Origin of the sequence: Petrotoga sp. Shatin.DS.tank11.9.2.9.3 (genome assembly GCF_003665005.1) — a bacterium.
Lineage (GTDB): Bacteria > Thermotogota > Thermotogae > Petrotogales > Petrotogaceae > Petrotoga > Petrotoga mobilis.
Genome location: NZ_JGVT01000010.1, coordinates 70,914 through 82,875, shown reverse-complemented (window position 1 = coordinate 82,875; position 11,962 = coordinate 70,914). Strand labels below are relative to the sequence as shown.

General features: G+C 35.0%; 11 protein-coding genes. 6 read left to right on the top strand and 5 right to left on the bottom strand.

Annotated features, from left to right (window positions below; translation table 11 throughout):
• Positions 1–68 precede the first annotated feature (68 nt).
• Both BZ25_RS10140 and ftsH read right to left on the bottom strand, forming a co-directional pair.
• Positions 69–338: a metal-sensitive transcriptional regulator gene (locus tag BZ25_RS10140; RefSeq protein WP_012208646.1), complete on the bottom strand. Its 270-nt coding sequence runs from the start codon at positions 336–338 to the stop codon at positions 69–71.
• Between the two features lie 36 nt (positions 339–374).
• Positions 375–2,267, bottom strand: a complete 1,893-nt coding sequence (ftsH, locus tag BZ25_RS10135; RefSeq protein ID WP_012208645.1) for an ATP-dependent zinc metalloprotease FtsH — start codon at positions 2,265–2,267, stop codon at positions 375–377.
• 254 nt (positions 2,268–2,521) lie between these two features.
• On the opposite strand from ftsH, the gene BZ25_RS10130 reads away from it, so the two are divergent.
• From BZ25_RS10130 to BZ25_RS10105, 6 genes are read left to right on the top strand one after another with little or no spacing between them, the layout of a single operon-like run.
• Positions 2,522–3,523: a TolC family protein gene (locus BZ25_RS10130; protein ID WP_121514882.1), complete on the top strand. Its 1,002-nt coding sequence runs from the start codon at positions 2,522–2,524 to the stop codon at positions 3,521–3,523.
• Positions 3,520–4,860 carry a TolC family protein gene (locus BZ25_RS10125; protein WP_121514881.1) on the top strand — a complete coding sequence of 447 codons (1,341 nt, stop codon included), beginning with the start codon at positions 3,520–3,522 and terminating at the stop codon, positions 4,858–4,860. The genes BZ25_RS10130 and BZ25_RS10125 overlap by 4 nt, the downstream gene beginning before the upstream one ends.
• Positions 4,857–5,936 (top strand): efflux RND transporter periplasmic adaptor subunit, encoded by a 1,080-nt coding sequence (locus BZ25_RS10120; protein ID WP_121514880.1) that lies wholly within the window; start codon positions 4,857–4,859, stop codon positions 5,934–5,936. Before BZ25_RS10125 ends, BZ25_RS10120 begins: the two co-directional genes overlap by 4 nt.
• Positions 5,933–6,631 carry an ABC transporter ATP-binding protein gene (locus tag BZ25_RS10115; RefSeq protein WP_121514879.1) on the top strand — a complete coding sequence of 233 codons (699 nt, stop codon included), beginning with the start codon at positions 5,933–5,935 and terminating at the stop codon, positions 6,629–6,631. The genes BZ25_RS10120 and BZ25_RS10115 overlap by 4 nt, the downstream gene beginning before the upstream one ends.
• Entirely contained in the window at positions 6,618–7,826 is a 1,209-nt protein-coding gene (locus tag BZ25_RS10110; RefSeq protein ID WP_121514878.1) for an ABC transporter permease, read from the top strand. Before BZ25_RS10115 ends, BZ25_RS10110 begins: the two co-directional genes overlap by 14 nt.
• 14 nt (positions 7,827–7,840) lie before the next feature.
• Positions 7,841–8,968 (top strand): hypothetical protein, encoded by a 1,128-nt coding sequence (locus BZ25_RS10105; RefSeq protein WP_121514877.1) that lies wholly within the window; start codon positions 7,841–7,843, stop codon positions 8,966–8,968.
• A gap of 12 nt (positions 8,969–8,980) precedes the next feature.
• On the opposite strand, the gene BZ25_RS10100 is transcribed toward BZ25_RS10105, so the two are convergent.
• The 3 genes from BZ25_RS10100 to BZ25_RS10090 all read right to left on the bottom strand — a co-directional run bounded on the left by BZ25_RS10100 (position 8,981) and on the right by BZ25_RS10090 (position 11,947).
• Entirely contained in the window at positions 8,981–9,448 is a 468-nt protein-coding gene (locus BZ25_RS10100; RefSeq protein WP_158245216.1) for a metallophosphoesterase, read from the bottom strand.
• Between the two features lie 325 nt (positions 9,449–9,773).
• Positions 9,774–10,823, bottom strand: coding sequence for an S-methyl-5-thioribose-1-phosphate isomerase (mtnA, locus tag BZ25_RS10095; RefSeq protein ID WP_103065590.1), 1,050 nt, complete (start codon positions 10,821–10,823; stop codon positions 9,774–9,776).
• A gap of 314 nt (positions 10,824–11,137) precedes the next feature.
• A complete protein-coding gene (locus BZ25_RS10090) occupies positions 11,138–11,947 on the bottom strand; it encodes a protein-glutamate O-methyltransferase CheR (protein ID WP_103065589.1) in 810 nt (269 codons plus the stop codon).
• Between the last annotated feature and the right edge of the window lie 15 nt (positions 11,948–11,962).

Here is an 11,962-nt window from a genome sequence, read left to right as displayed (position 1 = left end):
TTTGTTCATATTTCATTTTTTCTACCCACACTTTTTGGAAGAGAACCAAATTTTTATATGGTCCACAATCATATTTCTCTAAATTTGGATAAAACTTGTATTAATTCGTCTAACATCTTTTCATTTCCAGATTCTTCATACTCTAATATACAACTTTTCGTGTAACCTTTCATTATTTCTTCAGCGGTTTTATTTAAAGCCCCCTTCACAGCAGATAACTGCGTTAAAATATCTGCACATCTCCTCTCTTCTTCCAACATTTTTTGAAGGCCCCTAACCTGACCTTCTATTCTTTTTAATCGTCTGATTAAATTATCTTTGTCGTAGTTTGAAGACATGAACACACCTCTCAAAATTAAAATGTCTATAAATATTTAGGCATAAGAAACAAAAAGATTCGTTTCTTTTACATCTTTATCTTTTAAAACGTAGTCATTAAGCTCCTCTATATCCATTTCCATCATTTTTTTGAACTCTTTTCCAGAGATATTTTCTTTATTGTACAGATAAATAGCTAAAAGGTCAAGTCGTTTCCTATTTTCTGACAGTAAGTTCTTAGCTTTTTCATAACTGCTAAGAATAAAATTCTTGATCTCGGAATCAATTTCTTTAGCCGTCTCTTGGGAAAAATTCTTCATTCGAGTTATTTCTCTTCCCAGAAATATTTCTCCTTCTTCTTCACCCCAAGCGATGGGGCCGATCTTTTCACTCATACCTAATTGGGCAACCATTTCCCTTACTAGCTCTGTGGCTCTCTTTAAATCGTTTCCTGCTCCTGTCGTGATTTCGTTGAATACAATTTCTTCAGCAGCTCTTCCACCCAACATACCTACTATTTTATCCTTTATTTCTGGTTCTGTGATTAAAAATCTATCTTCACTTGGAAGTTGCATAGTGTAACCTAAAGCCGCTTGTCCGCGAGGAACTATAGTGATTTTGTGAACAGGATCGGCGTAAGGTAAAAGGTAACCTAAAACGGCATGTCCCAATTCGTGATAGGTAATAACCTTTTTCTCTTTGGGTGTTATCTTGCGTGATTTACGAGCAGGACCAACAATCACCCTTTCTATTGCCTCTTGGAAATCATCGTTAGTTATGTGATCTCTGTTGTCTCTCGCTGCCAGTAAAGCTGCTTCATTTACCATATTTTCCAAATCAGCACCGACAAAACCCGGGGTACTTTGAGCCAAACTTTTAACGTCTATATCGTCTGCGATTCTTTTTCCCCTTAGGTGGATCTTTATAATTTCTTCTCTTGCTCTCAAATCAGGTACATCTAAGAATATTTTTTTGTCGAACCTTCCTGGCCTTAATAGGGCTTTATCTAAGATATCAGGCCTATTTGTTGCTGCCATTACAACTATGCCTTCTCGTGGATCAAAGCCGTCCATTTCAACCAACAAAGCGTTCAAAGTTTGTTCCCTTTCATCATGGCCTCCACCTAACCCTGTTCCTCTTTGCCTTCCAACGGCGTCCAGTTCGTCGATGAAAATTATTGCAGGGCTATTCTCTTTTGCTTCTTTAAAAAGATCTCTGACTCTAGCTGCTCCCACACCTACAAATAATTCTACGAAATCGGAACCCGACATAAAATAAAATGGGACATCGGCCTCCCCGGCAACGGCTCTAGCTACCAAAGTTTTTCCTGTACCCGGAGGTCCTGACAAGAGAACACCTTTAGGCATTTTTGCCCCCAATGCACTGAAGTTTTTAGGGTCTTTTAGAAAATTAACTATATCTTCCAATTCTTCTTTAACTTCGTCGATTCCAGCTACGTCGTTGAAAGTAATTTTGTTTCTTTTAGAATCGTATCTTCTAGCAGGATTTCTCCTATAATTGGCTCCAGGTATTCCTTCTCCTGTTCCAGATCTTCTGAACATCCAAAACCAAAAAAACATTAGTATTATTAATGGCAACATATAGATAAGCATGGTAACCCACCAACTTGCTCCGGTGTTTTGAATATACTCAACTTTAATGCCATCATTTGCCAATGCCCTTACGTAAGCTTGATCCATAAGCAAAGTGGGGGCGTAAACCTGAAAAAGCTGCCCGTTTTTGGCTTTTGCTTGGATTAACCCACTTGTGTCGATCTGCAAACTAATGATTGTATCTTGATTTATTAGATTCACCAGATCGGTGTAACTTATCTCAGTTATGTTCGAAGTATTCAACTGAGAAATACTCATAAAGATAAGCATAGCTAAAATAAAATATATAAACAATGGTCCAATTAGGGACCCTCTTCTGTTTGGATTGTTATTCATGAAAGCCTCCTTATAAAAAATAGAATTTTATTTCACTTATATTTTATAATAATATTATAACATTTGCAAATGTTATAAAAAAATTTTCTCGTACTAACTTTTGAAGAAAGGAATTGTCTACAATTAGAAGCTGTTAAAGAATTCATTATATTCTAAAAAAATGGATTTTTTAAGCTATATTTAAGTGAAAAATTATATACTAAAAAGGCTTCGTGAATTTATTATTTTAAAAAATAACCAAAGGAGGAAAAAAGATGAAGAAAGTCGTATTGATAGCATTTACACTGATTTTAGTGACGGGGATGTTTTCAGCGGGTTTAACAGAGGTGTTTGATACAGCCAAAGCAAGTAGTACAATATACAAAACTGCGCAGCTCGATCTCGAAAAGACTAACCTCGACTACAACAAGGCTAAGATAGAGGCAACGAACAGAAAGTTAGAATTAAGTGGGGAATTAAGTTATTACTCAGGTCTTTCAAACTACAATGCTTCTATGAAAGATTACTACGGTGACATAGTAGACAGAGTATTGGATGTTTACGTAGAGGAAATAAATGTAAAAACTGCGGATTTGCAGTTAAAAAACGCCCAGATAACTTACGATAATAACTCTGAATTGTTCAACAACGGATTGATCTCAGAAGATGATCTTAAAAGTTCTGAACTTGATGTAAGTGATGCACAGAACAATTTGGAAAGTGCAAAATTAAATTTAGAAACCGCCAAAGATAACTTAAAAGAATTATACGAAGGAGATTATAGCCAAATAGAAATAAACATTCCTACGTATGAAGGCATATTCGTGAGTGATCAAGAATATTTAAACAACAACTACAACTTAAAACTTGCACAAATAAACGTAGATATTTCACAATACGATCTCAACAACTTACCTGCCAACGCATCATCTTACGATAAAAGAATAGCGGAGATAATCCACCAAAAAAATATCTTAACTTTGCAAGACTCTCAAGATACATTGATTGAGGCACATAAAACAACAAAAAATAGTATCGAAACTCTTTACAAAAATCTGAAGAACTCAGAAGAAAGAATGAGCTTAACTCAAAGTACATACAAAGACACAATGGATAGATTCAATAAAGGATTGGTATCTGAATTGGAGTTAAACACTGCGAACATAAACTATCTAACAACACAAAAGAATTATTATGAAAGTGTGAGAAGTTACATAAAAGCATACATCAACTACGTAATAGACACAGGAAGGAGCCTTGAGGAGGTAGGATTGTGAAAAAACTTATAGTTTTAGTAATAACCCTTCTCGTAGGAATCCTGAGCATATTTGGGATGACGTTCGAAGAGTTATACGAACAAAACTTAGAGAAAAGTTCATCGTATATGCAAGCAGAGTTGAACTTAAGAAGCGCGCAATTAGAGTTGAATAAAATAGATAACTTCTTTGTTCCATATTTAGGAATATCTGTTGATACAATGAAAACAGAGATAAGTCCAGTAGGGCCAACCACCCTTAGTGGGTTAGTTTTTGGGGGGGAAGGAAAACTGGAAGGTTACAGGATTTCTTTGGACGTAAACTTTTTAGAAGTATGGGGAGCAAAGGTAGGTGCCTCGTTTCCTTTTACTTTAAATACAGATGAATGGACGATAGACACTCCTCCAGCAACAGAGATAGCAATCTCCTTATCGCGTGATCTAACAATCATTGACAGGGCGGAAAGGTTGAAAACTGAAAGCAGTTACTACGATGCACTCTCTAAATACTACATGGCTCAAACAAATGAACTCATAACAACGATCGAAGATATATTCACCAGACATTACAACGAAGAGATGATTCAAACGTACCAAGATGAAATAGAAGTACTGAACCAACAGTACAATTTATCAACCGATGAAGACGAAAAAGAAGGCTTAGAAAAACAGATATTAACTGCACAGAAGAATTTAGAAACTCTAAGGGCAGGCAACGCACCCTTAGAATACTTTGAATACACAGAAGAATTGTATCTTCAAGCAAAAGATACGGTAGAAAGAATAATAAACGAAAATCAAAACTACCCAACGAATGTTGAAGAAAGGTTAGATTTAAAATCATTGCAACTCCAAGAAGAGGCATCGGAAATAGAAAGTAATTTCTGGTTCATTCCTTACCTGCCTTTCAATACGATAAGTGTGTCTATGAATCCATTTAAAGATACAGATGACTTGTTTGATAAATTGAGTATAAGTGTAGGATTTCAATTAGCTATATTAGATAAAGGAGAAAGAAAGTTGGCGTCTGATACGATGAAAACAAACGTTGCCGCTTTGACATACGACGAAAGTATAATAGAAACTGAAAATGCGATAAGAAATTTGGAAACAACAAGAAAAACTTTGAATTATGACGTTAAAATAAAACAAATAGATTTAGAAAACGCTATGGAAGATTACGATAGAAATAAAGAATTAAATGATCAAGGATACATAACGAAAGAAGAATTAAAATTATCAGAAATATCGTTGAGAAGGGCACAATTAGCTAGTGAAAAGGTGGAAAACGACATTCTGACAAACGAATTAAGAATAATGCAGCAATACTATGTGGACATATGGGGTGATATAAATTGAAAAAAAGAGGAAAGGTAACGATATGGACAATAGTGATAGTAGCTATAGTCGTAGTAGTTGGGATAATATTTTTCCCAAGGCAAAGCTCACTTACAACTTCTGAATCAAGTGGATTACCTTCAATATACTTAGAATATGAGGTAAAATCAGATGGTGTAGGAGATTCGATCGAAGTGGTGGGAAACATAACCGCTGAGATTGAATCAGTGATTCCAAAAGTTTCTGGGGAGATAGTTGAGGTATACGTAGAAAAAGGAGACGAGGTTGAAGAAGGGCAGATATTAGCTAAAATAGACGATCTTGACTATCAAATAGCATATTTGAATGCCTTAAATGATTACGAATCATCAACCAACGTAGGTGAACGGATGAAAGAAGTAAAGAGATTACAGTTGGAAAAAGCAAAGAAGAATTTGGAAGAAACTGAAATAAAAGCTCCCGTTTCAGGGATAGTAAACACAGTAAATATTTCAAAGGGAGATATGGTTGGGACAACATCCGCTATTTTGACGATAGTGGACAGAAGTACAATAAAAGTTGAAACTGCAGTTGATGAAATAGACTTCCCGCTCATAAATGAAGGGATGGATGCAACGATAAGAATAGATCCTTTAAATCTAGAAGAACCAGGCAAAATAACATGGATTAGTCCAACTACTCAAACGGATATGGGCGTAGTTGTTATACCCATTGAGATTGAATTTACACAAAATAATGCTCAAAATCTCTTAACTCCAGGAATAACGGCTGATGTCGAAATAGTTACCTTAAAATTGGAAAACACTGTGGCAGTACCTAAAGATGCCATTCACGAAGGGGCTAATGGAACAAAAATAGTATACAAAAAAACTTCAGAAGGTGGTATGGAACCTGTTCAAGTACAAACTGGGAAAGAATCGGATAGCATGATAGAAATAACCCAAGGTTTAAAACCGGGAGATAAGGTTTTGATATTGCCATCTCAAGAGGAAGCACAAAGAATAATGCAAAATTATGGTATTCCAATGGGGATACCCATGGCTCCAGGTACCGTACCACAAGGCCCTGGCGGAGGTACTGGAAGAGGTGGATTTTGATGGCGGTAATGGAACTGAAAGAGGTATGGAAGATATACGATGTAGGAGAAGTGAAAGTTGAGGCACTACGTGGTGTATCTTTTGGTGTTGAAGATGGCGAATATGCAATAATAATTGGACCTTCAGGAAGCGGTAAATCAACTTTGTTACAACTGCTAGGTTGTTTGGATAAACCTTCGAAAGGACAGATATACATCGAAAATGTGGAAGTGTCCAAAATGAAAGATAGAGAATTGGCAAGGGTAAGAAACAAAAAGATAGGATTTGTATTTCAAAGTTTCAATTTACTTCCAAAGTTGAGTGCATTAGAAAATGTTGAACTTCCTTTGATATATGCAGGTGTACCTCAGAAAAAAAGAAGGGAGATAGCAAAAGAGCAATTAGAGTTAGTAGGGCTAGGTGACAGAATAAATCATAGGCCAACTCAACTATCGGGTGGGCAACAACAAAGAGTAGCAATAGCAAGGGCTTTAGCTAACGATCCAGCATTTCTTTTGGCGGATGAACCGACTGGGAATCTTGATACTAAAAGTGGAGAAGAAATTCTTCAAATATTTAGGAAGTTAAACGATATGGGTAAAACGTTAGTCGTTGTTACTCATGACTTAAAAATGTTGGATGAAGGGACAAAAATAATTAGATTGTTGGATGGGAAGATCCAAGCGATTGAGGTGAACACAGTTGGAAATACTTAAAGAGACCTTTAGATCTTTGCGTTCTAACAAGTTGAGAACGTTTCTTTCAATGTTGGGAATAATAATAGGCGTTGGTGCGGTAATGACGATAATTGCTATAGGTGATGGGGCAAGGCAGGAAATCAACAATACCGTTTCTTCTCTTGGGTCCAACATTATTATGGTTACTTCCACTGTGTATTCACGATTTGCATCACAGCCTCTTGAATTTCAGGACGCTGTTGACATTAAGAATATGGTTCCACAAGTAAAGGATGCTACGGGTGTTTTAAATTCGAATCTGACAGTGGAAAGTGCCGGAGAAACCACTTCCGGATCAGTATTCGGAGTTATGCCTAGTTTTTTTGACATAATGAACCTAGATATTGCTTATGGAAGAATGTTAGATGAAACTGATGAAGAAGAATTAAATTCAGTCGCAGTTATAGGTTCTAATATAGCTAATGAATTGTTTGGCCGTCAAGATGTTGTTGGTGAAAGAATAAATGTTATTCAAAGTGGAAATTTTGGGAGTAGAAAGGTTTCTTTTGAAATAGTCGGGGTTTTGGAAAAGACCGGAACAAGGTTAATATTTAACGTTGATGATATGATCATACTCCCACATACCGTTGCAGATTATAGGCTGTTTCACATGAATGGAAGAACGAGTTCTATTTTTGTATCAGCAGTGGATGAAAACTCTGCACAGTTGGCAACTATGGGGACCGATTTTTATCTTTATAGAAAATTTGGAGATTCTGATAAGTACAGTATATTAAGTCAAGATGCTATTTTAGAAGCTGTAAACCAAATAACTGGTATAATGAATGTGATACTTGTGGGAATAGCGGCAATTTCTTTAGTTGTAGGTGGAATAGGAATAATGAATATTATGCTCGTCACCGTTAAAGAAAGAACCAGAGAGATAGGTATAAAGATGGCTATTGGAGCCACAAGACATAGGATTTTGATGGAATTTTTAGTTGAGAGTATAGTTTTAACGGTCGTAGCTGGTATAATAGGTATGATATTAGGTGGGTTCCTTTCTGGTTTGATAGCATACTTTGGTAGAGCTTTTGGATTAACGGCGGTTATTACCTGGAAATCGATCGCTTTATCATTTGGGGTATCTGCAGGAATAGGTCTATTCTTTGGTATATACCCAGCAAATCAGGCATCAAAGTTGAGTCCAATAGAAGCGTTAAGATACGAGTAAAGAAGGTGTTTTATGTGGAAGATGTAAATTTTCCGAAAGCGTTTTTGTGGGGAGTAAACTCCCCTTTCTTTCCTCTTTTGGAAAATTCAAGGGAAGAAACGAAACAACGAATATTTGAAAATGCAGAAAAAGACTTAAGCGAACAATTATCCTTCTTGAAGAGTTTGAAAATTAACTCTTTTAGATTCAATTTAAATTGGGATTTGTTGTATCTTGATCCTTTTTATTCTTGCACCATGTATGATAATTTTATAGAACAACTACGTCAAAGGGAAATTGAACCTATAGTAAATCTCATCGACTTTGATGTTCTTTCGTACAATCAAAAAGAAATTATTGATACTATAGAAAACGAAGAAAATATCTCGAAATCTATAGAAATTATAGAAAAGATTGTCTCCTCTTTTAAATACAAGGTTCAATATTACATTATTTTGAATCATACAACCAAATACCTAAAAAGAAGATTTTTCAAAGGTACAGATGTTGATAAGACCGAATTAAATGAAACGGTTCAAAATCTTTTAAATTTTTACGATAAGAGTGTTCGTATTATAAAAAGTATTAACCCTTACGCTAAAGTATCGGTAAGTGAGGAATTCAATGTCGAGGAAGAAGAACAGTTAGATTTTGTTTTTTCTTTTATCGATGTAGTTGTTAAGGGGAAAAGCCCTTTTTTTGAAAACATGGCTTTTAAAAAGTCTGAAATAGATTTTATCGGGATAGATTTCAATGATTTAACTTCAAATTCAGAAGAATATACTTCTTTAATAAAAGAACTTTCAAAAGAGAAGAATAACATTGATCTTGATGAAGTAATAAAAAGATTTTCTTCTAAATATTACCTGCCTTTTCTAATAACTGAGAATATATCAACTGTTGAGGACGATAGTTTAAAAAGCCGTTATTTAGTTAATAATTTATACAAGATTAATCAATCTTTGGAAAGTAATGTGAAAATTTTCGGATACATCTACGATTCCTTAAGTGATATTAAAATCAATAATCGTCTTTTAAAAACAGGTCTGTACAGAATAGACGATAAAAATAATTATATCAGTTTAAGAAACTTTGCAAAAGTCTATTCGAATATCATAGAAGATAATAGCATAAACGAAAGATACCTAAAATATATTGATTAGCTTATCGTAAAATTACAGATGCAGTAACTTGATTTCAAGGATACTATCATTCAATTCTATTTCTGCATACTCACCTTCGCAAAAAGCCCCCGGATTCAATATCAAAGTATCCTCTATTTCATATTTCTCTTGATAATGCGAGTGTCCAAAGACCATCAAATCGATCTTTTTATTAAAATATTTCAACAGTTTTTCAGGTATTGCACGACCAGTTTGATGACCGTGGATAAGACCTATTTTTTTGTCAAATAATTCTAAATACAATTTTTCGGGGAGTCGATTTTTTATATAAAAATCGTCCATATTTCCATACACAGCATGAAGTATGGGCTTTTGATTTTCTAAGTAATTCAGTACTTCGATATCCACGATGTCACCGAGTAAGAATATTTGATCATAAAGTCCAAAGTTTAATTTATCTAGGCTTTTCAAGTCTGATTTTATAGGAATATGTAGATCGCTAATTACAAGTATTTTCAAAGGTATCCACCTCCAAACGTTAAGGGGCAAGCCCCTTAAGATCCCCGTGCATCATTTGCTTCGCAAATGAGAATTTGGAAATTATTTCAAAGGCATTATGAACAAAGCGTTTTGCATAGGGCCGCAAAAGCTCCGCAAATGAAAATTAGGATGTTACTTCTAAAGCATTATAAAGAACCATTTTGCATAAAGCAACAAAAAACATCATTTGCATACGTCATTTGCGAAGCAAATGAGGGTATGGAAATTATTCTAAAACAATTACAAAAAGACGTTTTGCACGAAGCAGCAAAAAACTTTTTGCATAAGGCTGCAAAAGGGCAAGCTAAAATAGTTTCACTATGTTTATTTCATAAGGTGGTCTTATGACCATCTTTTCGGTAATTATCGCTGTAACTAATTCATTTGGAGTTACATCAAAAGCAGGGTTGTATACATTTACATCGTCTGTTACTAAACGAGTTTTGTGGCAAAATCTGACCTCATTATGGTTCCTTTCTTCGATGGGGATACCTTCTCCATTTTTTGTTTCTATGTCTATAGTAGAAAGTGGAGCAGCAACATAAAAAGGAATGCCGTGCCTTTTTGCAAGAACGGCTACAGAATACGTTCCAATTTTATTAGCAACATCCCCATTACGTGCGATTCTATCGGCTCCTACTATCACAGCATTTATTTTTCCTTGTTTCATTACCCAACCTGCCATGTTGTCTGTAATTAGTGTAGTTTTGATACCACTTTTAACCAATTCCCAAACCGTTAATCTAGCCCCTTGAAGGTATGGTCTGGTTTCATCTGCATAGACCTGGATATCTTTACCATTTTCTACTGCCGCTCTAATAACCCCTAAAGCGGTTCCATAATCAACAGTTGCTAATGCTCCTGCATTGCAATGCGTCAAAACGGTGTCACCGTCGTTTAATAAAGCTTCTCCGTTCTTGCCGATCTGTTTATTTATTTCAATATCTTCGTAGGCAATTTTCAGTGCTTCTTCTTCTAATATGGTGACAAGGTCATTTATTTCTTTTGTGGGAAGATTATCTTTTAAAAGTTTATCCATCCTGTTCAACGCCCAAAATAAGTTTACGGCAGTGGGGCGAGTTTTAGATAAACTGTTTTTTACTTCTTCTAATTTGTTTAAAAATAGATTTTTGTCAGAAAGATAGGAAAACTCTTTTGCCCCTAAAACAAAGCCAAATGCTGCGGTTGCTCCTATAGCAGGAGCTCCTCTTACTACCATGTCTTTTATTGAATTGGCAACGTCGAGATAATTTCGACATTCTACATACTTTTCTTCAATAGGTAAATACCTCTGATCTATCAAAATTAGACTGTTACCTGTCCATTCCATTGTCATAGTTTTTATTTTTTCCATTTGTTGCCTCCTAAACATTTTGATTTTAAAATCTCTAAAGCTTCTTTCAGCGCTCCTTTGCCGAACGTTAAGGGGCAAGCCCCTTAAGAACCCCAAAACCTAATTTTGTTTTAAAAAAATTTTTTTGCACAGAACAGCAAAAGGGCAAGCCCCTTAAGAACCCCAAAACCTAATTTTGTTTTAAAAAAATTTTTTTGCACAGAACAGCAAAAGGGTAAACCCCTTAAAACCCCAAATCCAAAATCAAAGTTTTTTGCATAAAACGGCAAACACTCCCCACCCATAAGGAAGAACAGAAAGCTTTAGCCCCTTAACTAAATAATTTTTTTGTAAAAAAAAGGGGCAATGGAAGTAAAACCAAAGGCTTTATGATTGAAAATTCTTTCCGTGGAACCAACAAATAATACTCCTCCAGGATTCAAAGCATCATAAAATTTCTTGTATAATTTTTCTTTAGCGTCGTTGTCAAAGTATATGACAACATTTCTACATATAATTAAATCAAAATTCTTTTCAAATTCGTCAAATAGGAGGTTTATTTTATTGAAAGTAACGTTATTTTTGATGGAATCTTTTATTTCGTATTTATCTTCTCCTATTTTTGTGAAGTACTTTCTTTTGTATTCATCGTTTAAGTTTATTAAACTTTTTTCATTATATATGCCACGTTTGGCTTGCTTTAAAGCACCTTCATCAAAATCTGAAGCGATTATTGTTGATTTGCCAGAGATACCTAATTCATTTAACACGATAGCAAGGGTGTACGGTTCCTCCCCGGTAGAACAACCTGCACTCCAGAGTTTTATCTTCGACTTGTAGTTTTTAATGAATTCGGGTATTATTTCTTGTTTTAAATATTCCCACTTCTCTGGGTTCCTAAAAAATTCCGTGACATTGATAGTGAGCTTATCTAAAAATTCGAGCCATTTGTCCTTATTTTTCTGTAATAATTCTAGATACTCCGAATACGAATTGACACCATATTTTTTGAGTAATATATCCGTTCTCCGTCTTACTCTGTGTTGTTTGTATCCAGAAAGATCTAGATTGAAATGGGTTACCAACTTTTTCAAGAATAATTTATAGTCTTCGTCATCAAAAGGGGAAGAATAAAATTCTGACATCTTTTTCCTCCAAAT

Bases quoted from the DNA above. Each gene is read 5' to 3' on its own strand.
- mtnA (WP_103065590.1), bottom strand. From the start codon at position 10,823: ATGGAAAAAATAAAAACTATGACAATGGAATGGACAGGTAACAGTCTA.
- BZ25_RS10090 (WP_103065589.1), bottom strand. From the start codon at position 11,947: ATGTCAGAATTTTATTCTTCCCCTTTTGATGACGAAGACTATAAATTA.
- BZ25_RS10140 (WP_012208646.1), bottom strand. From the start codon at position 338: ATGTCTTCAAACTACGACAAAGATAATTTAATCAGACGATTAAAAAGA.
- BZ25_RS10130 (WP_121514882.1), top strand. From the start codon at position 2,522: ATGAAGAAAGTCGTATTGATAGCATTTACACTGATTTTAGTGACGGGG.
- ftsH (WP_012208645.1), bottom strand. From the start codon at position 2,267: ATGAATAACAATCCAAACAGAAGAGGGTCCCTAATTGGACCATTGTTT.